We start from the raw sequence: 21,769 nt of genomic DNA, 5'->3' as shown, positions 1-21,769 counted from the left end.
GCTTCCGCCTTCCAGCGGGTGCTCGTCCTCAACGGCCCCAACCTCGGCCGCCTCGGCTGCCGCGAGCCCGGGATCTACGGGACCACCTCGTACGCCGGGCTCGTGGAGTCCTGCCGGACCCTCGGCAAGGAACTCGGGCTCGACGTGGAAGTGCGTCAGACCGACTCCGAGAGCGAACTGGTCCACTGGCTCCACGAGGCCGCCGACTTCGCGCTGCCCGTGGTCCTGAACCCGGCCGCCTTCACCCACTACTCGTACGCGGTGCGGGACGCGGCCGCGCAGCGCACGGCCCCGCTCATCGAGGTCCACCTCTCCAACCCGCAGGCCCGCGAGGAGTTCCGGCACGCCTCCGTGATCGCCCCCGTCGCCAGCGGCACCATCGCCGGGCTGGGCATCGGGTCCTACCGGCTCGCCCTGCACGCCCTGCACGGCCTCCCCGGGGCGGGTGAGCCGTGATGCACGACCTGGACCCGGACGGGGAGTTCCCGGACGGGGGCCGGCGCAGGGCCGCCGTCCTCGGTTCGCCCGTCGCCCACTCCCTCTCCCCGCTGCTGCACGGCGCCGCCTACGCCGCGCTCGGACTGGAGCACTGGTCCTACGGCCGCTTCGAGGTGGACGAGCGGGGCCTGGCGTGCTTCGTGGCCCGGCTCGGGGGGCGGTCCGGCTCCGAGTGGGCCGGCCTGTCGCTGACCATGCCGCTGAAGCGGGTGGTCATCCCGCTGCTGGACGGGATCACCGGCCGGGCCGCCTCGGTGGAGGCCGTCAACACCGTGATCCGGCACTCCGACGGGCGGCTGACCGGTGACAACACCGACATCCCCGGCATGGTCGAGGCCCTGCGCGAGCGCGGGGTGACCCGGGTCGAGTCCGCCACCGTGCTCGGCGCGGGCGCCACCGCGGCCTCCGCGGTCGCCGCCCTCGCGCAGATCTGCTCCGGACCGGTCACCGTCCTCGCCCGGGTCCCCGGGCGCGCCGCCGAACTGCGCGGCTGGGGCGAACGCCTCGGCGTGGACGTGCGGACGGAGCGCTGGGAGCACGCCGACCGCTCCCTGTCCGCCCCGCTCGTCATCTCCACCACCCCCAAGGGCGCCGCGGACTGCTTCGCGGGGGCCGTGCCCGCGGCCCCCGGGGTGCTCTTCGACGTGGTGTACGACCCGTGGCCCACGGCGCTCGCGGCGGCCTGGGCGGGGCGCGGCGGGCCGGTCCTCGGTGGTCTCGACCTGTTGGTCCACCAGGCGGCACGGCAGGTGGAGCTGATGACGGGCTGCGGCCGGGCCCCGCTCGCGGCGATGCGTGCGGCGGGCACGGCGGCGCCGGCCGCGGCGGCCGCGGCGGTCGCGCGATGACGGCCCCCGCCCGGGCACCGCGGGAACACACGAACGCCTTGGAGAACGGATGACCGCAATGCAGTTCGGGATCTTCACGATCGGGGACGTCACCCCCGATCCGACCACCGGCCGGGCGCCGACCGAGCACGAGCGGATCAAAGCGATCACCGCCATGGCGGTCAAGGCGGAGGAGGTCGGGCTCGACGTCTTCGCCACCGGCGAGCACCACAACCCGCCGTTCGTCCCCTCCTCGCCGACGACGCTGCTCGCATGGATCGCCGCGCGCACGCAGCGGCTGATCCTCTCCACGTCCACCACGCTGATCACCACCAACGACCCGGTGAAGATCGCGGAGGACTACGCGATGCTCCAGCACCTGGCCGACGGCCGGACGGACCTGATGCTGGGCCGGGGCAACACGCCCGCCGTCTACCCGTGGTTCGGCAAGGACCCGCGCGAGGCGATACCGCTGGCCGTGGAGAACTACGAACTCCTCCACACCCTGTGGAGGAAGGAGCGCGTGACCTGGGAGGGACAGTTCCGCGGCCCGCTCCAGCACTTCACCTCCACCCCGCGCCCGCTGGACGGGGTGGCGCCCTTCGTCTGGCACGGGTCGGTCCGCTCGGCCGAGATCGCGGAACTGGCCGCGTTCCACGGCGACGGGTTCTTCGCCAACAACATCTTCGCGCCCACCGGCCACTACAAGCAGCTGGTGGAGTCCTACCGGGAGCGCTACGCCCACCACGGCCACGGAACCCCGGAACAGGCCATCGTGGGCCTGGGGGGCCAGACCTTCCTGAAGCCGCGCTCCCAGGACGCCTTCCGCGGTTTCCGCCCGTACTTCGACCGCTCGGCGATCTACGGCGGCGGCCCCTCCCTGGAGGAGGTGGCCTCGGCGACCCCGCTCACGGTCGGCAGCCCGGACCACGCCATCGAGAAGACGCTGGCCTTCCGCGAGATCTACGGCGACTACCACCGCCAGCTCTTCCACGTGGACCACGCGGGCCTGCCGCTGGCGGCCGTCCTGGAGCAGATCGAGATCCTCGGCACGGAGGTGGTCCCGGTCCTCCGCAAGGAAATGGACTCCGTCCGCCGCCCAGGAGTCCCGGACGCCCCCCGCCACCCGGCCGCCCCCCGATGAGGCCGGACCCCGAGTGACCCGTACGCGGAGCCCCGGCACCCCGGGGCTCCGCGTACGGCAGCCCGCGCTACGCCGGGTTCAGCGGCTTCGCCATGCAGCGGCTGGAGTCGTGGAAGCGGTAGTGGCCGAACTTGGCGTCCGTCAGGGTGTAGCCCTCGGAGAGGTAGAGGGCGATGGCCTCCGGCTGCTGGTCGCCGGTTTCCAGGGCCATCCGCAGCCGGCCGGCCGCGCGGGCGTCGGCTTCCAGAGCGGCGAGGATGCGGCGGGCCAGGCCCAGGCCGCGGGCCTCCGGGATCACGTACATGCGCTTCAGCTCGGCGTCGCCGTCGGAGTAACCCTCGTCGTTCGCCTCGTGGCTGCGCCAGCCGCCGCTGGCGACCGGGGCACCCGAAGCGTCGTAGGCGAGGAGGTAGAGGCCCTGCGGCGGGGCGAACATCGCCGGGTCGAGGAAGGTGTCGTCGCCCTCGCCCTCGTAGCGCTCCTGGTATTCGATCTGCACTTGGTCATTGAGCTTGACCGCGTCCGGGTGGTCGTACGACACGGCGCGGAGCTGGATCTCCTGAGACATCGGAACAGCCTACGGAACGCTCCGGCTATCGTGCAGGGATGTTCTCTGTGACCTCCGTGAATGTGAATGGAATCCGCGCCGCCGCCAAGAAGGGGTTTTCGCCCTGGCTGGCCGGGTCGGACGCCGACGTCGTCTGTCTGCAGGAAGTGCGGGCCGAGGAGGGGCAGATTCCGGAGGAGGTGCGGGCGCCGGAGGGGTGGCACACCGTGTTCGCGCCGGCCGCCGTCAAGGGGCGGGCCGGGGTCGCGGTGTACACGCGGCGGGAGCCGGAGCGGGTGCAGGTCGGATTCGGGAGCGAGGAGTTCGACGGCAGCGGGCGGTATCTGGAGGTCGACCTGCCCGGTGTGACCGTCGCCAGCCTCTACCTGCCCTCCGGGGAGGCCGGGACCGAGAAGCAGGACGAGAAGTACCGGTTCATGGGGGAGTTCCTCACCTATCTGCAGGAGCTCAAGGTGCGGGCCGCGGCGGACGGGCGGGAGGTCGTCGTGTGCGGCGACTGGAACATCTGCCACCAGGAAGCCGACCTGAAGAACTGGAAGACCAACCGGAAGAACGCCGGCTTCCTGCCGGAGGAGCGCGAGTGGCTCGGCCAGGTGTACGACACCGCCGGGTACGTGGACGTGGTGCGCAGCCTGCACCCGGACACCGAGGGGCCGTACTCCTGGTGGTCCTACCGCGGGCGGGCCTTCGACAACGACGCCGGCTGGCGGATCGACCTGCAGGTGGCGACGCCGGGGCTGGCGGCCAAGGCCGTCAAGGCGTTCGTGGAGCGGGCCGGGACGCACCCCGAGCGCTGGTCCGACCACGCGCCCGTGACCGTGGTCTACGAGCTCGGCGTCTGAGGGGACGGGGGCCCGGAGGGGCCCGGGGCGGGCGGGCGCAGGCGGTCCATGGCCATCGTGAGTTCCGCCTCGACCACGCTCTTGGCCAGGGGGCGCAGCCGCGGGACGGCCTCCTGCGAGATGTGGGTGGAGATCAGGTCCGCGAACAGGACCGCCATCGCATCCGCGTGCTCGCGCACCCGGCGGCCCGCCTCCAGGACGGCCGAGAGCGGCACCCCCTCGCGGACCAGGGCCGAGGAGACGTCCAGCAGCCGGCGGCTGACGTGGACGATCTCCTCGCCGTCGGTGGCGAGGTAGCCGAGGTCGAGCGAGGCCGCCAGGTTCTCCGGGGTGACCTCCCCCTCGAAGTAGTCGGCGAGGGCCTCGGGCGTCAGGCGCACCGGGGTCTCCTCGGACCAGCCGATGCCGAGCAGCTCACCCAGCTGGCCCACGTCGCGGCCGTTTTCGAAGGCCACGGTCAGCTCGGCTATCCCGCCGAGGGTGTGGCCGCGCTCCAGCAGGGCGGCGATGGTGCGCAGCCGGGCCAGGTGGTCGTCGTCGTACCAGGCGATGCGGCCCTCGCGGCGCGGCGGCGGCAGGAGCTTGCGCTCACGGTAGAAGCGCAGGGTGCGTACGGGTATGCCGGCGGCCTCGGCCAGCTCTTCCGTGCGGTATTCGCGCACTGTGGTCCTTGCTTCTGTCGCTGAGGTGGGTGGCGCCGCTTCCTGCGTCGCATTGTGCGGCACGTCGGCAGCCTAGGGCGTACTCCCGGTAACTTTCCCGGCGCGACCCCTACCCATGAGTACGGGGCTGCTCTACTCTCCCGATTGTGCCAGTGATTGCTGGCAGCATCGAGTGGGCGTTGGCATCGGCATCCGAAGGTGGCTGGCATGGGCGGTGGCATGGACGGGCGCGGGCAGGAACGAGAGCAGGGCCGCGAACACGTACGCGTGGCGGTGATCGGATCCGGGTTCGGCGGGCTGGGCGCCGCGGTGCGGCTGCGGCGCGAGGGGATCACGGACTTCGTCGTCCTGGAGCGCGCGGACTCCGTCGGCGGCACCTGGCGGGACAACAGCTATCCGGGGTGCGCCTGCGACGTGCCCTCCCACCTCTATTCGTTCTCCTTCGCTCCCAATCCCGACTGGCCCCGCACCTTCTCCGGCCAGCCCGCGATCAGGGAGTACCTGGAGCACGTGGCCGACACCTTCGGGCTGCGCCGCCACATCCGGCTGAACCACGAGGTCCGCATGATGCGGTGGGACGCCGACGCGATGCGCTGGGAGATAGAGACCGCGGGCGGGGACCTCACCGCCGACGTGGTCGTCTCCGCCACCGGGCCGCTGTCGGACCCGAAGATGCCGGAGGTGCCCGGACTCGCCGGCTTCCCCGGCAAGGTCTTCCACTCGGCCCGCTGGGACCACGACTACGACCTGCGCGGCAAGCGCGTGGCCATGATCGGTACGGGCGCCTCCGCCATCCAGATCGTGCCCGCCATCGCCCCCGAGGTGGAGCGGCTCACCCTCTTCCAGCGCACCCCGCCGTGGGTGATGCCGCGCACCGACCGGGCGATCACCTCGGTGGAGCGCTGGCTGCACCGCCAGCTCCCCTTCACCCGGGCGGCCCGCCGCGGGCTGCTGTGGGGGATCCGGGAGCTCCAGGTCAGCGCCTTCACCAAGCGGCCCAACCAGCTCGGGCTGATCGAGTCCCTCGCCAAGGCGAACATGGCGCGCTCGATCAAGGACCCGGAGCTGCGGGCCAAGCTGACGCCCTCGTACCGCATCGGCTGCAAGCGGATCCTGCTGTCGAGCGAGTACTACCCGGCGCTCGCCCGGCCCAACGTGGACCTCGTGGCCTCCGGTCTGAAGGAGATCCGCGGTTCGGTGCTGGTCGCGGCCGACGGGACCGAGACCGAGGTCGACGCGATCGTCTTCGGCACCGGCTTCCACGTCACGGACATGCCGATCGCCGACCGGGTGGTGGGCGTGGACGGCAAGACCCTGGCCGAGGTCTGGAAGGACGGGATGCAGTCGCTGCGCGGGGCCACCGCGGCGGGCTTCCCGAACTGGATGACGATCATCGGGCCGAACACCGGTCTCGGGAACAGCTCGATGATCCTGATGATCGAGTCGCAGCTGAACTACATGGCGGACTACATGCGCCAGCTCGGCGTCCTGGGCGGGAAGGTCGCCCTCGCCGCCCGGCCCTCCGCGGTCAACGCCTGGAACCGGCAGGTGCAGACCCGGATGGAGCGCACGGTGTGGAACACCGGCGGCTGCACCAGCTGGTACCTGGACGCGCAGGGCCGCAACACCACGGTCTGGCCGGGCACCACCGGGGAGTTCCGCAAGGAGACCCTGGGCGTGGACCTGGGCGAGTACGAGGTCGTACGGGGCCGCGAGCGCGAGCGGGTCCCGTCGGCCGGCGGGGCCGAAGCGGTGCAGGAGGGGGCCGCGTGAGCCGCCTGATGCACGTCACCGCCGGGCCGTACGCCCCGCCGGCCGCCCGCCGGGAGCTGGTCGCCACCTCCGCCGACGGTGCGCGCCTGCACGTCGAGGTGCACGGCGAGGACGGAGCCCCGGCCGTCGTGCTCGCGCACGGCTGGACCTGTTCCACCGCCTTCTGGGCCGCGCAGGTGCGGGCCCTGTCCACCGGGCACCGGGTCGTCGTCTACGACCAGCGGGGCCACGGCCGCAGCCCGGCCGGCGCCGTCTCCGGCTACGGCACCGCCGCCCTCGCCGACGACCTGGTCGCGGTGCTGGGGGCCACCCTCGCCCCCGGCGAGAAGGCGGTCGTCGCGGGCCACTCCATGGGCGGGATGACGGTCATGGCCGCCGCCGCCCGGCCGGAGTTCGCCGAGCACGCCGCGGCCGCGCTGCTGTGCAGCACCGGCAGCGGCCGGCTGGTGGAGGAGTCGCAGGTGCTGCCGTGGCGCGCCGGCCGCGCGCGGACCCGCGTCACCGGGGCGGTCCTGGGTTCCCGGGCCCCGCTCGGGCCCGTCACGCCCGTCGCCCGCAAGGTGCTGAAGTACGCCACGATGGGCCCCGGCTCCGCGCCCGACAAGGTCGAGGCCTGCGCGCGGATCGTGCACGCCTGCCCCACGCCGGTGCGGCACGCCTGGTCCGGGGTGCTGGCCTCCCTGGACCTGGATGCGCAGCTGGCCGCGCTGATCGTGCCCACCGCCGTCCTCGGCGGCAAGAGCGACCGGCTGACGCCGATCGTGCACGCCCGGGGGCTGGCGGCCGCGCTGCCGAACTGCGTCGGCCTCACCGAACTGACCGGGGTGGGCCACATGAGCCCGATCGAGGCCCCGGAAGCCGTCACCGCCGCCCTGCGCGAGCTCGCCGCGGCGTACGTCGGCCGGTCCCACGTCAACGAACCCGCACACGTCAACGAACCCGCAAAGGAGAAGACCCTGTGAGCGCTCGCCGGAGTCTGGAAGGCCAGGTCGCCGTCGTCACGGGGGCCGCGCGCGGGGTCGGCGAACTGCTCGCCCGCAAACTGTCCGCCCGCGGCGCGAAGGTGGCCCTCGTGGGGCTGGAGCCCGACGCGCTCAAGGAGGTCTCGGAGCGGCTGCACACCGACAGCGACCACTGGTACGCCGACGTCACCGACCACGAGGCGATGGCCCGGGTCGCGCAGGAGGTCAAGCAGCGCTTCGGCAAGGTGGACATCGTCGTCGCCAACGCCGGTGTCGCCTCCGGCGGGCCCTTCGCCGACTCCGACCCCGACGCCTGGCGCCGGGTCATCGAGGTCAACCTCATCGGCGGCGCCGTCACCGCCCGGGCCTTCCTGCCGGTCCTGACGGAGAGCCGCGGCTACTTCCTGCAGATCGCCTCCCTCGCGGCGATCACCCCGGCGCCGATGATGACCGCCTACTGCGCCTCCAAGTCCGGGGTCGAGGCCTTCGCGCACTGCCTGAGCGCCGAGGTCGGCTACAAGGGGGTCAAGGTGGGCGTCGGCTACCTGTCCTGGACCGACACCGACATGGTGCGCGGCGCCGACCAGGACGAGGTCATGCGCGAACTGCGCCAGCGGCTGCCCTGGCCGTCGAACCGGACGTACCCGCTGGGGCCGGCCGTCGACCGGATCGTGGCGGGCATCGAGCGGCGCTCCTCGCACGTGTACGCACAGTGGTGGCTGCGGGGCATGCAGGGCTTCCGCGGATACCTGCCCGGGATCATCTCGGCAGTCGGACAGCGCGAGATGAAGCGGTTCGAACCGCGACTGGCCAGTGTCTCCAAGGGGCTTGTGGGGGCCGGCGGGGCCGCGGACGAGCAGGAGCGCAGCCAGAGTCGCTGACCGGAATGCGATGAATGTCCACCTGGGCGAGACTGGTCGCGTTCCCCTTACCGAACGCCGCTACAGGAGTGAGGACACATGGGCATCAGGGACCAGTTCCAGGACAAGGCGAAGGAACTCGCGGAGCGGGCGAAGGCCTCCGGTCAGCAGGAGGAGGCGTCCGAGCGCGCCTCGCAGGCGGCTGACCAGGCCAAGGACAGGGCCCGCGACGCTTTCGACGAGAATTTCGACAAGTAGCGGTACCCCGTAACACGCACCGAGGGGTGCGACCCGCCGTCCCGGGTCGCACCCCTCTTGCATGCCCTACGGTCGCCCGCCCCGCGCGTTCACTCCCGCGGCGGCAGCTTCGGCCGGCGCCGGTCCGGTACGTCCGTGTAGCCGGGCGGCACCGCGGCCGGGTCCTGTTCCAGCAGCTCCAGCGCCAGGTGCACGGCGTCGTCGAGCTGGGCGTGCCGCCCCTCCGCCCAGTCGAGGGGGGTGCGCAGGATCGGCAGGTCGGGCTCCACGCCGTGGTTCTCCACGGACCAGCCGTACTCGGGGAACCAGGCCGCGTTCATCGGGACCGTGATCACCGTGCCGTCGCCGAGGGTGTGCCGGCCGGTCATGCCGACCACCCCGCCCCAGGTGCGCTGGCCGACGACCGGGCCGAGCCCCAGCAGCTTGAAGGCGGCCGTGATCATGTCCCCGTCCGAGGAGGTCGCCTCGTCGGCCAGGGCCACGATCGGGCCCCGGGGTGCGTTGGAGGCGTAGGAGACGGGCTGTGCGTTGCGGGTCAGGTCCCAGCCGAGGATCGAGCGGGTCAGCTTCTCCACCACCAGCTCGCTGATGTGCCCGCCGGCGTTGCCGCGCACGTCCACGAGCAGGGCCGGCTTGGACATCTCGGCGCGCAGGTCGCGGTTGAACTGCGCCCAGCCCGAACCGCCCATGTCGGGGATGTGCAGGTAGCCGCACGTGCCGTCGCTGATCTCGCGGACCACCGCGCGGCGTTTGGCCACCCAGTCCTGGTAGCGCAGCGGCCGCTCGTCGATCAGCGGGACCACCGCGACCCTGCGGGAGCGGCCCTGTCCCTCGGCCGGCTCGAAGGTGAGCTCCACGGTGGTGCCGCCCGCCGCCGACAGCAGCGGGTACGGTCCGGCGACCGGGTCCACCGGCCGGCCGTCGACGTGGGTGAGGACCGCGCCCTCGCGGATGCCGGTGCCCGCGAGCGGGGAGCGGGCCTTGGAGTCGGAGGACTCGCCGGGCAGGATCCGGCCGACGACCCACTCCCCGTCGCGGGGGAAGAGGTTGGCGCCGAGCAGGCCGATGGCCCGCTGGTAGTGCGGGGGGCCTTCGTTGCGGCGGGCCGGGGAGACGTAGGCGTGCGAGGTGCCGAGCTCGCCGAGGACCTCGCGCATCAGGTCGGCGAACTCGTCGGGGGAGGCGACCCGTTCGACCAGCGGCCGGTACTGGCGCAGCACCCCGTCCCAGTCGATGCCGCACATCTCCGGCTCCCAGAAGTAGGCGCGGATGAGCCGCCCCGCCTCCTCGAAGGCCTGGCGCCACTCGGCCGCCGGGTCCACCTCGTGCAGGATGCGCCGCAGGTCCAGGTAGACGGTGGAGTCGGTGTCGCCGGACTCGGTCGCCGGGACGGCGCGCAGGTCGCCGTCGTCGTTGACCACGAGCCGGGAGCCGTCGCCGCTGACCGCGAACCAGTCGAGCCCGGCGGCCAACTCCGTCTTGCGGGCCTTGGTGAGGTCGAAGTACTCGAGCGTGGGCTTGCCGCTGGTGTCGGCCGGGTTGGCGAAGGTCTCGCCGAGCGCGCCCGAGATGGGCCAGCGCAGCCACACCAGCCCGCCGCCGCTCACCGGGTACAGGGCCGAGTACTTGGAGGCCGACACCGGGAAGGGCGTCACCCGGCTCTCCAGGCCCTCCACCTCGACGGTGACCGCGCCGTCGCCGGAATCCGAGTCCCCCTCGACCGGGTCGAGTCCGCCCGCCGCGGGGCGGCCGTCGGGGGAGAAGGCGAAGGGGGAGGGGGTGGCCGAGGACAGCGGCACCAGGTACGGGCGGCAGCCCAGCGGGAAGGACAGGTCGCCGGTGTGGACGTCGTAGACGGGGTCGAAGCCGCGCCAGGACAGGAAGGCGAGGTAGCGGCCGTCCCGGGTGAAGACCGGGCTCTCGTCCTCGAAGCGGCCGTTGGTGACGTCGATGACCGTGTGGGCGCCGGGCCCGGAGATCCGGGCCATCTTGATCTGGCGCAGCGAGCGGCCGATGCCCGGGTGCGACCAGGTCAGCCAGCAGCCGTCGGGGGAGAAGGCGAGGTCGGTGACGGGCCCGTTGTCGGACCGGATCAGCTCGCTGGCCTCCCCGTTGGACTCCTCGGTGGCGTCGATGAGGAGCAGCCGCCCGTCGTTGGAGGCGATGGCGAGCCGCTCCCCGTCCGGATCGGAGAGCAGCTCCAGTACGCGGCCCACCGCGCCCGAGGCGAGCCGGCGCGGCGCGCGGTCGCCCGAGGCCCGGGGCAGGTAGGCGATCTCGATCGCGTCCTCGCCCTCCGCGTCGGTCACGTACGCCACCTGCCCGCCGCTGCCGAGCATCTCGGGCAGCCGGACCCGTACGCCCGGGGTGTCGGCGATGGTGCGGGCGGGTCCGTCGCGGTGCGTGAGCCAGTACAGGCTGCCGCGCACGACGACGGCGCTGGCCCGCCCGGTGGTGTCGACGGAGAGGGAGTCGACGTGGCTGGCGGCCGGGACCTGGTAGCTGCGGCGGCCCGCCCGGGGCCCGCCGAGGCGGACCTCCAGCTTGCGCGGGGCGGCGCCGGGGGCCAGCGACTCCACGATCCACAGGTCGCCGGCGCACTGGTAGACGATCCGGGAGCCGTCGCTGGAGGCGTGCCGGGCGTAGAACTCCTCGTGATCGGTGTGCCGGCGCAGGTCCGTGCCGTCGGGCAGGCAGGAGTAGACGTTGCCGATGCCCTCGTGGTCGGAGAGGAAGGCGATCCGGCCGTCCACGAACATCGGTGAGTCCAGGTGGCCCTCGATGCCCTCCAGCAGCCGCTCGCCGTGCAGCCACAGCCGGCCGGTGGCGCCGCCGCGGTAGCGCTTCCACGCGGCGGGCTCGTGCGGGGGCTTGCCGGTCAGCAGCAGGGTGCGGCGCTCGGCCGGCTCCTCGCCGTCTCCGTCGGGGCCGGAGGCCTCGTCGTGGACGGCGATGTCGGAGACGGGCCCCCAGGGGAGCCGGCCGCCGGGGCTGCCGTCGGTGGGGAGGGTGTACGCCCAGGCGAAGTAGGAGAAGGGCTGGCCGTGCGAGGAGACGGCCAGGATGTCGCTGCGGCCGTCCTTGTCGGGCGGGGTCCAGCCGCAGACCCGGGTGTCGGTGGCGCCCCAGTAGCTGAGCCGGCGGGCCGGGCCGCCCGAGACGGGGGCGAGGTGGATCTCGGGGTCGAGGCTGCGCCAGGTGGTGAAGGCGATGTGCTTGCCGTCGGGGGAGAACCGGGGGTGGCCCACCCGGGTCCGGTCGACGGTGATCCGCCAGGCCCGGCCCGCGGGCTCTCCGGGAGGAACCAGGGGTGCCACCCAGAGGTCGTCCTCGGTGGCGAAGCACAGCAGATCGTCGTGGAGATGGGGGAACCGGAGGTACGCCGCGTCGTGACTCACCCCCCAATGCTTTCCGCGCGGAGGGGGGCTGGCAACTCGTACAGGTGATCCATGCGGCTTCCCGCGGGGGCGGCGTACGGCGGCGGGGACGTGACCGATACCACGCCCCAAGCGAAACGGAACGGTTTCGTTTCGCTGGGGGCCGGGGTATGGTCTATCCGTACGAAACGGTTTCGTTCGGTTGGGCAAGGTCGGGAGGAGACGCCGGGATGGTCGAAGAGGTCATGTCGCGTCGCAGCCGGATCACCCCCGAACGGGAAGCCGAACTGCACGGAGCGGTCCTCGACCTCCTCCGTGAGGTCGGCTACGAGGCGCTCACCATGGACGCGGTCGCCGCCCGTACGAAGTCCAGCAAGGCCACCCTCTACCGCCAGTGGGGGAGCAAGCCCGAGCTGGTCGCGAAGGCCCTGCGCTGCACCCAGCCGGTCTCCCTCCGGGAGATCGACACGGGCAGCATCCGCGGGGACTTCGGGGTCATGATCGAGAACTCCGACGATGCCCAGATGGCGAAGGACACCGCGCTGATGCGGGGCCTGGCCCATGCGGTGCACGAGAGCCCCGAGCTCCACCAGGCGCTACGGGACCTGCTGGTCGATCCGGAGCTCAACGGTCTGCAGGAGATGCTGCACAGAGCGGTCACCCGGGGCGAGATCGCCCCGGACTGTCCGGCCCTGGCCTTCGTTCCGCACATGCTCATCGGGGCGTTCATCGCCCTGCCGCTCATCGAGGACCGGTCCGTCGACCGGGCCTTCCTGGGCGACTTCATCGATGCCGTGGTCTTCCCCGCCCTCGGCGTCTGATCCCGCCCGGCCGCACACCCGCCCGGCTGCTCACCCGCGCAGCCGCCCGCCCGCGCCGTCCCCGCGCCCGTATTCCTGCCTGCCCTGACACGCCGCTCTCGTCGTCGGAACGGCATTTCATGCCCTGACCCATCCCACGACCCGAACGGGAGAACCACCGACGTGGCCACCTTCCTTTACCGACTCGGCAGGGGTGCCTTCCGGCGCCGCCGATTCGTCGCCCTCGTCTGGGTGGCGCTGCTGTTCGTCGCCGGTTTCGGCGCGGCATCGGCCTCCGCACCCACCTCAGGCTCGTTCTCCATACCCGGCACGGAGGCCCAGCGGGCCTTCGATCTGCTGGACCAGCGCTTCCCGGGCATGGCCGCCGACGGCGCCACCGCCCGCATCGTGATCAAGGCCCCGGCCGGCGAGAAGGTCGACTCCGAGGCCGTCAAGCCGCAGGTCGAGAAGATCGTCAGCGAGCTGAAGGACGGTCCGGGCAAGGACCAGATCTCCTCGGTCACCAGCCCGTACGAGGCCAAGGCCGTCAGCCAGGACGGCTCCACCGCCTACGTGAGCGTCAAGTACAAGGTCAGCGGCATGGAGCTGACGGACGCCACCCGCGAGGCCCTCACCGAGTCCACCACGGCCGCCAAGGCCGACGGGCTGAACGTCCAGATCGGCGGCGACGCCCTGATGGCCGCCCCCGAGACGGGCTCCGGCGAGATCATCGGCATCGCGATCGCGGCGATCGTCCTCGTCATCACCTTCGGCTCGCTCATCGCCGCGGGCCTGCCGCTGCTGACCGCCCTCATCGGCGTGGGCATCGGCATCTCCTCCATCACCGCGCTCGCCAACGTGCTGGACCTCGGCTCCACCACCTCCACCCTCGCGATGATGATCGGCCTCGCCGTCGGCATCGACTACGCCCTCTTCATCGTCTCCCGCTACCGCGCGGAGCTCGCCGAGGGCCGCGAGCGCGACGAGGCCGCGGGCCGGGCCGTCGGAACCGCCGGTTCCGCCGTCGTCTTCGCCGGTCTGACCGTGGTCATCGCCCTCGTGGGCCTGGCCGTCGTCAACATCCCGATGCTCAGCAAGATGGGCTTCGCCGCCGCCGGCACCGTGGTCATCGCCGTCCTCGTCGCCCTGACGCTGGTCCCGGCCATGCTCGGATTCGCCGGCAAGAAGGTGCTGCCCGCCGGCACCAAGTCCCGCTTCCTCGGCAAGGGCAAGCCCGCCGCCGAAGGCACGGAGGCCAAGCCCAACGGCGGCACCCGCTGGGCCCGCTTCATCCTGCGCCGCCCCGTCATGGTGCTGCTCGCGGGCGTGATCGGCCTCGGCATCGTCGCCGTCCCGGCGAGCAAGCTGGAGATGGGCCTGCCGGACGACGGCGCCCAGCCGGTGTCCACCACCCAGCGCCAGGCGTACGACCTGCTCTCCGACGGCTTCGGCCCCGGCTTCAACGGCCCGCTGATGGTCGTCGTGAACGGGGACAAGGCGCTCGCCGACGCGACGGTCGACCGGATCAAGGGCCTGGACGGCGTGGCCGCGGTCATGCCGGCCACCCAGAACGAGGCCAAGGACGCCGCCGTCATCTCGGTGATCCCGAAGGACCGGCCGTCCTCCGTGGAGACCGAGAACCTGGTCCACGAGATCCGCGAGGGCAGCGACAGCGGCAAGGTGTTCGTCACCGGCGCGACCGCGATGAACATCGACTTCTCGCAGAAGATGAACGACGCGCTGCTGCCCTACCTGGCGCTCGTCGTCGGCCTCGCCTTCCTGCTGCTGATGCTCGTCTTCCGCTCGATCCTGGTTCCGCTCAAGGCGGCCCTCGGCTTCCTGCTCTCGGTGGTCGCCGCCCTCGGCGCCGTCGTGGCGGTCTTCCAGTGGGGCTGGCTCGGCTCGCTCTTCGGAGTGGAGCAGACCGGTCCGATCATGTCGATGATGCCGATCTTCATGGTCGGCGTGGTCTTCGGCCTGGCCATGGACTACGAGGTCTTCCTGGTCACCCGCATGCGTGAGGCGTACGTCCACGGGGAGCGGCCGGGCCAGGCCGTCGTCACCGGGTTCCAGTACAGCGCCCGGGTGGTGGTGGCCGCGGCCGTCATCATGATCGCGGTGTTCTCCGGCTTCATGGGCGCCAGCGACCAGATGGTGAAGATGATCGGCTTCGGCCTGGCCATCGCCGTCTTCTTCGACGCCTTCGTCGTCCGCATGACCATCGTCCCGGCCGTCCTCGCGCTGCTCGGCCACAAGGCCTGGTGGCTGCCGAAGTGGCTCGACCGGATCCTGCCGAACGTGGACGTGGAGGGCGAGAGCCTGCGCAAGCACCTCGACGACTCCGCGGACGGCTCCGGTCCCGACAAGGACCGCGAGCTGGCCAACGTCTGATCCGCCGTCCGGGTCCTCCGGCTGGCAGCACGCACGCAAAACGGCCCCGCACCGGAAGGTGCGGGGCCGTTCTGCGTCCTGCGGGAAACGGGCGGGACCGGCTGGGCCTAACGGGTGGCCGCGGGCGCGGGCGCGTTCGTACGGCGCAGGAAGCGGCGCAGGGCGGCGATGTCGAACTGGACCACCGCGACCCCCTCCGGGGAGTGGAACTCGACGACGGCCTGGACGCGCCCGCAGGGCCAGACGCGGACGTCGCCGGTCCCGGTCGGGGCCTGGAGGCCGGCTTCCAGGAGGGCGCGGGGGAAGACCCACTCGTTGTCGGTGCCCTCGGGGGAGAGGTCGGCGGGGAAGACGATCCGTACGGCCAGCGGCTCGGCGGGGACGAAGCGCAGGGCGACCGGGATGGCCCGGTAGAGCGGATCGTCGGTGATGACGCGGGCGCGCACCCGCTCCTCGACGAGGGGGGCCCCGGCGGAAGAGGACTCGGCGGGGGGAGGCTCGACGAGCGGGGCCGTGGCGGTCGCGGCCCGGGTCGCGGTGGCACCTGCGGATGGATTCTCGGCGGCGGCTGACATCGACAAGACTCCTCGAATCGGAACATTTGCGTCCGTATTGCCCCCAGCCTCGCACATTCCCACGAATCCGCACGGGGCTATTTGTGACGCCACCGCTCTTGCCAACTGTTCGCAAGAAGGCCCTATTCTTGAACGGTTAAAGACTTTGTCAGATCAACCAACCGTTCGCCGGACCGCAGGAAGCGGAGCAGAACCATGCATGTGCCCGACGGCTTCATCGATGCCCCCGTCTCCATTGCCGCAGGTGTCGCCGCCGCCGGAGCCGTGGCGGTCAGCCTCCGTGGCGCCCGCCGGGAGCTGGACGAGCGCACGGCGCCGCTCGCCGGCCTGGTGGCCGCCTTCATCTTTGCCGTACAGATGCTCAACTTCCCCGTCGCGGCCGGAACAAGCGGCCACCTTCTGGGAGGCGCGCTCGCCGCGATCCTCGTCGGCCCCTATACGGGCGTGCTGTGCGTGTCCGTGGTCCTGCTCATGCAGGGCCTCCTCTTCGCCGACGGCGGCCTGACCGCCCTCGGCGTCAACATCCTCACCATGGGCGTCGTCACCGTGGTCGTCGCCTACGCCGTCTTCCGCGGGCTGGTCAAGCTGCTGCCCGGCACCCGCCGCTCGGTCACCGTCGCCGCCTTCGCCGGAGCCCTGCTCTCGGTGCCCGCCGCGGCCACCTTCTTCACCCTCCTCTACGCCCTCGGCGGCACCACCGACGTGCCGATCGCCAAGGTGTTCGGCGCCATGGTCGGCGTCCACGTCCTCATCGGCATCGGCGAGGCCGTCATCACCGCCGCCACCGTCGGCGCCGTGATCGCCGTCCGCCCCGACCTGGTCCACGGCGCCCGCGCCCTGGCCGCCCCGCTGAAGCTGCGCGTCGGCGGCGAACTGGTCGACGCCCCCGCGGCCGCCGCCGCGCCGGTCGCCGCCCGCTCCACCAAGCCCGTCTGGATCACCGGACTGGTCGCCGCGCTGGCCCTGGCCGGCATCGTCTCCTTCTACGCCTCCTCCAGCCCGGACGGACTGGAGAAGGTCGCCGCCGACAAGGGCATCGACCAGAAGGTCACCGAGCACTCCGCCGCCGACTCCCCGCTCGCCGACTACAGCGTCAAGGACGTCTCCGACGCCCGCCTCTCCGGCGGCCTCGCCGGGGTCATCGGCGTGGGTGCGACCGTCCTCGTCGGCACCGGCGTGTTCTGGACCGTGCGCCGCCGGCGCTCCGCCGACCTGACGGCCGCCTCCACGGCCGTACCGGCCGCCTGACATGGGCGCGGGCCACGCCCACAAGCTCTACCGGGCGGGGCGCTCCCCGGTCCACGACCTGCCGCCGCACTGCAAGCTGGCCGCGACCTTCGGTTTCGTGGCCGTCGTCGTGTCCACACCGCGCGAGGCGGTGTGGGCCTTCGGGCTGTACGCCGTCCTCATCGCGGCAGCCACCGCCGTGGCCCGGATCCCGTTCGGATTCCTGCTGCGCCGGCTGCTGATCGAGGTGCCCTTCGTCGCCTTCGCCGTCCTGATGCCCTTCGTGGCCCAGGGCGAGCGGGTGGAGTTCCTCGGCATGTCGCTCAGCGTCAACGGCCTCTGGGGCGCCTGGAACGTCCTGGCCAAGGGCACCCTCGGCGTGGCCGCCTCCGTGCTCCTGGCCTCCACCACCGAACTGCGCGCCCTGCTGCTGGGCCTCCAGCGGCTCAAGCTGCCGCCGCTCCTGGTCCAGATCGCCTCCTTCATGATCCGGTACGGGGACGTCATCGGCGACGAGCTGCGCCGGATGTCCATCGCCCGCCGCTCCCGCGGCTTCGAGGCGCGCGGCATCCGGCACTGGGGGGTCCTCGCGAAGACCGCCGGAGCCCTGTTCATCCGCTCCTACGAGCGCGGCGAGCGCGTCTACCTGGCGATGGTCAGCCGCGGCTACGCCGGCTCGATGCCGGTGATCGACGAGGTGGTGGCCACCCGCACGCAGTGGGCGTACGCGGCCGCGCTCCCGGTAACGGCGCTCGCCGTCTGTCTGATGGGATGGACCCTGTGAGCCCTGTGAACGCACCCACGCCCGCCGCCCCGCCCTCCCTGGAGGTCTCCGGCCTCGCCTACGCCTACCCCGACGGCCACCAGGCCCTCTTCGGGGTCGACCTCACGGTCGGGCACGGCGAGCGGGTGGCGCTGCTCGGTCCCAACGGTGCCGGCAAGACCACCCTGGTGCTGCACCTCAACGGCATCCTGACCGGCGGTGTCGGGACCGTGAGCGTGGCCGGGCTGCCCGTGGAGAAGCGGAACTTCGCCGAGATCCGCCGCCGGGTCGGCATCGTCTTCCAGGACCCCGACGACCAGCTGTTCATGCCGACCGTCCGCGAGGACGTGGCCTTCGGCCCGGCCGCCGCCGGACTGCGCGGCGCCGAGCTGGAGGAGCGGGTCCGCGACGCCCTGGAACAGGTCGGGATGGCCGCCTTCGCGGACCGGCCCCCGCACCACCTGTCCTTCGGGCAGCGCCGCCGGGTCGCGGTGGCGACCGTACTGGCCATGCGGCCCGAGATCCTCGTCCTGGACGAGCCGTCCTCCAACCTGGACCCGGCCTCGCGCCGCGAGCTCGCGGACATCCTGCGCTCCCTGGACGTCACCGTGCTGATGGTGACGCACGACCTGCCCTACGCGCTGGAGCTCTGCCCGCGCGCGGTGATCCTCAGCGAGGGCACCATCGTGGCCGACGGCAGGACCCAGGACGTGCTGTGCGACGAGAAGCTGATGCGGGCCCACCGGCTGGAGCTGCCCTTCGGGTTCGACCCGCGCTCCGTCGTCGTCGGCTGAGCGTGCGCCGGGTACCCCGCGCGGTGGCATAACCGCCGGTCGGGGGTTGTTGCACAGGCCGTGGACATCAAGGGTGTGGTGGCGGAGGGCTTCGAGCCCGTCAGGGACGCGTTCGTACGCAACTTCCAGGTGCTCGGGGACCGGGGCGCGGCGGTGGCCGTGTACCGCGACGGGCGCAAGGTCGTGGACCTCTGGGCCGGCACCAAGGACGCCGAAGGCACCGAACCCTGGGCCGAGGACACCGCGCAGATCGTCCGCTCCGCGACCAAGGGCGTGGCCGCGGCCGTACCGCTGCTGCTCCAGCAGCGCGGGCTGCTGGACCTGGACGCGCCCGTGAGCTCGTACTGGCCGGAGTTCAAGGCGGGCGGCAAGGAGCGGACCCGGGTCCGCGACCTGCTCGCGCACCGCGCGGGGGTCCCGGCCCTGGACCGCGGGCTGACGGTGGCCGAGGCCGCGGACGGGGTCTCCGGAGCGCGGGCGGTCGCCGCCCAGCAGGCCTTCTGGGAGCCCGGCACCGAGCACGGGTACCACGCGCAGACCTTCAGCTGGCTGCTGTCCGAGCTGGTGCTGCGGGCGACCGGCCGCACGCTGGGGGGCATCCTCGCCGAGGAGATCGCGGAGCCGCTGGGGCTGGACTTCTGGATCGGCCTGCCGGAGACGGAGGCGCACCGGGTGGGCCGGGTGGGGCCGGTCGATCCGCCCGAGAGCGCGGGCACGCTCAGGACCCGGCCGAAGCGAAACGTTTCCGCGGCCTACGCCGACCCGGACTCCCTCACCCGCCGAGCCTTCGCGGCCATCTTCCCGCTGCCCGACGAGAACGACCCCGCCTACCGGGCCGCCGAACTGCCGGCCTCCGCGGGCATCGGCACGGCCCGCGCCCTGGCCCGCTTCTACGCGGCCACCATCGGGGTGGTGGAGGACGGGGCCCGGATCTTCACCCCGGCCACCACCGCGCTGGCCGGCAAGGAGTTCTCCTCGGGCCCCGACCGCGTGCTCGTGGTCAACACCCGCTTCGGTCCCGGCTACATGCTGCACGGCCCGGCCTCGCCGCTGCTGTCCCCGGCTTCGTTCGGGCACCCGGGCCGCGGCGGCTCGCTGGCCTTCGCGGACCCGGAGGCGGGCATCGGCTTCGGCTACGTCACCAACGCCCACGCCAAGTCGGTCACCGCCGACCCGCGCGCCCAGGCCCTGGTCCGGGCGGTCCGCTCGGCGCTGTAGCGGGCCCGGCGAAAGGGCGTCGCACGGGCCCGGGCGGGAGCGCTGGCGTGCCTCCATGACGACCACCACGGTGCACCCCCTCTTCGCCGAAGCCCTCGCCGCACTGGGGCTGGAGCCGGACGTACGGAGCTTCCCCGACGGGACCCGCACGGCCGCCGACGCGGCCGCCGCGATCGGCTGCGAGCTCAGCCAGATCGTGAAGTCGCTGATCTTCGCCGCCGACGGCGTTCCCGTCCTGGTCCTCATGGACGGGGCCTCCCGGGTGGACGTGGAGGCGGTGCGCCGCGAGCTCGGTGCGGGCGCCGTGACCCGGGCGGACGCGGCCCTGGTCCGGGAGACCACGGGCTACGCCATCGGAGGGGTGCCGCCCTTCGGGCACCGCACCCGCACCCGGGTCCTCGCGGACCGCTCGCTGCTGGCCCACGAGGTGGTCTGGGCGGCCGCGGGCACCCCGCACACGGTGTTCCCGATGGATCCGCGCGAGCTGATCCGGCACGCGGGGGCCGCGCTGTCCGACGTACGGGAGGGCTGAGGCGGGGGCCGGACGCGCCAGGCCCCCGCCTCAGGCCCCTGGCTCAGCCCGCGTTCAGCACGGCCGCCACGATCGGGCCCGCCGCGTCGCCGCCGTGGCCGCCGCCCTCGACCATCGCCGCGGCCGCCACGTCGCCGCTGAAGCCGGTGAACCAGCTGTCCGGGTTCTGCGCCCCGTCGACCTCCGCGGAGCCGGTCTTGGCGCCCTTGTCGGAGCCGTGGACCGAGGACATCGCCTCCTGGGCGGTGCCCGAGGTGGCCGTCAGCTTCATCATCCGCACGAGCTGCGCCGCCACCGAGGGCTTCATCTTCCGGGTGGCCTTCGCGATCTCGCGGCCGTCCAGCGAGGCCTTGACAACCACCGGCTGGCGGAACACCCCGGTGCGGGCGGTCGCCGTGACCGAGGCCATGGTCAGCGGGTTCATCTGGATCTGGCCCTGGCCGATGTACGCGGCCGCCGCGGCCGGGCCGGTCGCTGCCGGGACCTTGCCGTCGACGGTGGGCACGCCGACCTTCCACTCGACGCCGTCGCCGATCCCGAAGACCTCGCGGGCCTCCTTGGGGAGCGCGTCCTCGTCGCCGACCGGCTTGATCTGCTTGATGAAGGCGGTGTTGCAGGACTGGGCGAAGCTCGTCGCGAAGGTCTCGCCGTCCAGCTTGAAGCCCTTGAGGTTCTTGAAGGTCCTGCCTCCCCACGACACCTCCGCCGGGCATTCGGCGACCTTGTCGGCCGCCACCAGACCCCGGTCCAGCAGCATCGCGCCGGTCACGATCTTCATCGTGGAGCCGGGCGCGCGGGCCCCGCTGAGGGAGGCGGGGAAGCCGTCCCCGCGGTGGTCGGCGACGGCCAGGACGTTGCCCGTGCTCGGCTGGACGGCGACCACCGAGGCCTGCGGGAACTTCAGCACCGCCTGCTCGGCCGCCGCCTGGACGTCCGCGTCCAGGACGGTCTCGATCTCCCCGGGCTTCCCCTCGATCACCGTGAGCAGGGTCCGCCGGGGAGCCTCCTGGGCGACCGGCTCGATCCACAGCTCGGCGCCGCTCGTGCCGCCCAGCCGCTCCCCGTAGGTCTTGCGCAGGCTGTCGAGGACCGGGCGCAGCGAGGGGTACTTCTCGGCCGTCAGCTCCCGGCCCTTGCGGTCGACGGCCTTGACCGGAGGGTTGGCCGGCGCCCCGCCGCGCAGCTTCTCGCCCTTCTGGAGCTGCGGGTGGAGCACCGAGGGCTGCCAGTCGACGAGCGGCAGCCCCGTGGTGGTGCCGCGGACCACGGTCAGCTTGGACTCGTAGGCGAGGGGCTTGGTGACCCCCTCGTAGGTGACCTCGGCCGCGACGGAGTACGCCACCGTGGTTCCGGTCTGCGCGCCGGGGGTGATGGCGACCTTGGACACGTAGGCCTTGCTCTTGAAGTCCCCGAGGGCGCCCTGGGCCTCCGCCGGGTTGTTCGTCAGATCGGCTCCCGCCCGGGCGTCCCCGGCGGCCCACGCGGCGAAGAAGGCCGCGGCGGTCGCCGCGGCGTCCTTGTCGCTGACCGGCCCGGTGCCCTTGGCGGGCACGGCCGGGCCGCTCGCGCTCGTGCTCGCGCTCTTGGCGCCGTCGTCGCCGCTGTCCCCCACCAGCGCGTACACCCCATACGTGGCCCCGCCCAGCATCGCCAGGAAGGCTCCGCCCACGACGGCTCCCTTTGCAGCCCCGTTCATGT

Annotated in this window: 20 protein-coding genes; 15 read left to right on the top strand and 5 right to left on the bottom strand. The window is 72.7% G+C overall.

Going from position 1 to position 21,769, the window contains the following annotated elements; translation table 11 throughout:
- Positions 1–18 precede the first annotated feature (18 nt).
- Genes aroQ through ACIA8F_RS14255 form a run of 3 tightly spaced genes read left to right on the top strand, consistent with a single transcriptional unit; the run spans position 19 to position 2,469 of the window.
- The gene (gene aroQ, locus ACIA8F_RS14265) at positions 19–456 is read left to right on the top strand and encodes a type II 3-dehydroquinate dehydratase (RefSeq protein WP_399378790.1); all 438 of its coding nucleotides are present in this window, start codon (positions 19–21) and stop codon (positions 454–456) included.
- Positions 456–1,346, top strand: a complete 891-nt coding sequence (locus ACIA8F_RS14260) for a shikimate dehydrogenase (protein WP_399378631.1) — start codon at positions 456–458, stop codon at positions 1,344–1,346. Before aroQ ends, ACIA8F_RS14260 begins: the two co-directional genes overlap by 1 nt.
- Positions 1,347–1,404: 58 nt before the next feature.
- Entirely contained in the window at positions 1,405–2,469 is a 1,065-nt protein-coding gene (locus tag ACIA8F_RS14255) for a CE1758 family FMN-dependent luciferase-like monooxygenase (protein ID WP_399378788.1), read from the top strand.
- A gap of 67 nt (positions 2,470–2,536) precedes the next feature.
- Here ACIA8F_RS14255 and ACIA8F_RS14250 read toward each other — a convergent pair whose 3' ends face one another.
- Positions 2,537–3,037, bottom strand: coding sequence for a GNAT family N-acetyltransferase (locus tag ACIA8F_RS14250; protein WP_399378629.1), 501 nt, complete (start codon positions 3,035–3,037; stop codon positions 2,537–2,539).
- A gap of 38 nt (positions 3,038–3,075) precedes the next feature.
- Between ACIA8F_RS14250 and ACIA8F_RS14245 the strand changes: the two genes are divergently transcribed.
- Positions 3,076–3,879 carry an exodeoxyribonuclease III gene (locus tag ACIA8F_RS14245; protein WP_399378628.1) on the top strand — a complete coding sequence of 268 codons (804 nt, stop codon included), beginning with the start codon at positions 3,076–3,078 and terminating at the stop codon, positions 3,877–3,879.
- Here ACIA8F_RS14245 and ACIA8F_RS14240 read toward each other — a convergent pair.
- Positions 3,861–4,541 (bottom strand): MerR family transcriptional regulator, encoded by a 681-nt coding sequence (locus ACIA8F_RS14240; protein WP_399378626.1) that lies wholly within the window; start codon positions 4,539–4,541, stop codon positions 3,861–3,863. The two genes, ACIA8F_RS14245 and ACIA8F_RS14240, sit on opposite strands and share 19 nt — an antisense overlap.
- 207 nt (positions 4,542–4,748) lie before the next feature.
- Between ACIA8F_RS14240 and ACIA8F_RS14235 the strand changes: the two genes are divergently transcribed.
- The 4 genes from ACIA8F_RS14235 to ACIA8F_RS14220 all read left to right on the top strand — a co-directional run bounded on the left by ACIA8F_RS14235 (position 4,749) and on the right by ACIA8F_RS14220 (position 8,394).
- Positions 4,749–6,314: a flavin-containing monooxygenase gene (locus ACIA8F_RS14235; protein WP_399378624.1), complete on the top strand. Its 1,566-nt coding sequence runs from the start codon at positions 4,749–4,751 to the stop codon at positions 6,312–6,314.
- On the top strand, positions 6,311–7,276 hold the full coding sequence (locus ACIA8F_RS14230) for an alpha/beta fold hydrolase (protein ID WP_399378623.1): 966 nt from the start codon (positions 6,311–6,313) through the stop codon (positions 7,274–7,276). Before ACIA8F_RS14235 ends, ACIA8F_RS14230 begins: the two co-directional genes overlap by 4 nt.
- The gene (locus ACIA8F_RS14225; protein ID WP_399378622.1) at positions 7,273–8,157 is read left to right on the top strand and encodes an SDR family oxidoreductase; all 885 of its coding nucleotides are present in this window, start codon (positions 7,273–7,275) and stop codon (positions 8,155–8,157) included. Before ACIA8F_RS14230 ends, ACIA8F_RS14225 begins: the two co-directional genes overlap by 4 nt.
- A 78-nt stretch (positions 8,158–8,235) precedes the next feature.
- Entirely contained in the window at positions 8,236–8,394 is a 159-nt protein-coding gene (locus ACIA8F_RS14220; protein ID WP_383952762.1) for a hypothetical protein, read from the top strand.
- A gap of 89 nt (positions 8,395–8,483) precedes the next feature.
- Here ACIA8F_RS14220 and ACIA8F_RS14215 read toward each other — a convergent pair whose 3' ends face one another.
- Complete coding sequence (locus tag ACIA8F_RS14215) at positions 8,484–11,792, bottom strand: S41 family peptidase (protein WP_399378620.1); 3,309 nt, start codon at positions 11,790–11,792, stop codon at positions 8,484–8,486.
- 209 nt (positions 11,793–12,001) lie between these two features.
- Here ACIA8F_RS14215 and ACIA8F_RS14210 point away from each other — a divergent pair, with 209 nt between their 5' ends.
- Positions 12,002–12,592 (top strand): TetR/AcrR family transcriptional regulator, encoded by a 591-nt coding sequence (locus ACIA8F_RS14210; RefSeq protein ID WP_399378619.1) that lies wholly within the window; start codon positions 12,002–12,004, stop codon positions 12,590–12,592.
- Positions 12,593–12,754: 162 nt separating this feature from the next.
- The gene (locus ACIA8F_RS14205; RefSeq protein WP_399378618.1) at positions 12,755–14,962 is read left to right on the top strand and encodes an MMPL family transporter; all 2,208 of its coding nucleotides are present in this window, start codon (positions 12,755–12,757) and stop codon (positions 14,960–14,962) included.
- Between the two features lie 107 nt (positions 14,963–15,069).
- On the opposite strand, the gene ACIA8F_RS14200 is transcribed toward ACIA8F_RS14205, so the two are convergent.
- On the bottom strand, positions 15,070–15,537 hold the full coding sequence (locus ACIA8F_RS14200) for an SsgA family sporulation/cell division regulator (protein ID WP_399378616.1): 468 nt from the start codon (positions 15,535–15,537) through the stop codon (positions 15,070–15,072).
- A gap of 195 nt (positions 15,538–15,732) precedes the next feature.
- Between ACIA8F_RS14200 and ACIA8F_RS14195 the strand changes: the two genes are divergently transcribed.
- Genes ACIA8F_RS14195 through ACIA8F_RS14175 form a run of 5 tightly spaced genes read left to right on the top strand, consistent with a single transcriptional unit; the run spans position 15,733 to position 20,071 of the window.
- Complete coding sequence (locus tag ACIA8F_RS14195) at positions 15,733–16,785, top strand: energy-coupling factor ABC transporter permease (protein WP_399378615.1); 1,053 nt, start codon at positions 15,733–15,735, stop codon at positions 16,783–16,785.
- Position 16,786: 1 nt separating this feature from the next.
- Positions 16,787–17,548 (top strand): cobalt ECF transporter T component CbiQ, encoded by a 762-nt coding sequence (gene cbiQ / locus ACIA8F_RS14190; RefSeq protein ID WP_399378613.1) that lies wholly within the window; start codon positions 16,787–16,789, stop codon positions 17,546–17,548.
- Positions 17,536–18,321, top strand: coding sequence for an energy-coupling factor ABC transporter ATP-binding protein (locus ACIA8F_RS14185; RefSeq protein ID WP_399378611.1), 786 nt, complete (start codon positions 17,536–17,538; stop codon positions 18,319–18,321). Before cbiQ ends, ACIA8F_RS14185 begins: the two co-directional genes overlap by 13 nt.
- Before the next feature lie 60 nt (positions 18,322–18,381).
- Complete coding sequence (locus ACIA8F_RS14180; RefSeq protein ID WP_399378609.1) at positions 18,382–19,539, top strand: serine hydrolase domain-containing protein; 1,158 nt, start codon at positions 18,382–18,384, stop codon at positions 19,537–19,539.
- A 55-nt stretch (positions 19,540–19,594) separates the two neighbouring features.
- Positions 19,595–20,071, top strand: coding sequence for a YbaK/EbsC family protein (locus ACIA8F_RS14175; RefSeq protein ID WP_399378608.1), 477 nt, complete (start codon positions 19,595–19,597; stop codon positions 20,069–20,071).
- A 43-nt stretch (positions 20,072–20,114) separates the two neighbouring features.
- On the opposite strand, the gene ACIA8F_RS14170 is transcribed toward ACIA8F_RS14175, so the two are convergent.
- On the bottom strand, positions 20,115–21,767 hold the full coding sequence (locus ACIA8F_RS14170; protein WP_399378606.1) for a penicillin-binding transpeptidase domain-containing protein: 1,653 nt from the start codon (positions 21,765–21,767) through the stop codon (positions 20,115–20,117).
- Positions 21,768–21,769 lie beyond the last annotated feature (2 nt).

The sequence above is a fragment of the Streptomyces sp. NPDC051563 genome, assembly GCF_044454225.1.
In the GTDB taxonomy this organism is placed as follows: Bacteria; Actinomycetota; Actinomycetes; order Streptomycetales; family Streptomycetaceae; genus Streptomyces.
The sequence above is the reverse complement of the archived record's forward strand: the minus strand, read 5'-3'. Positions and strand labels throughout refer to the sequence as shown.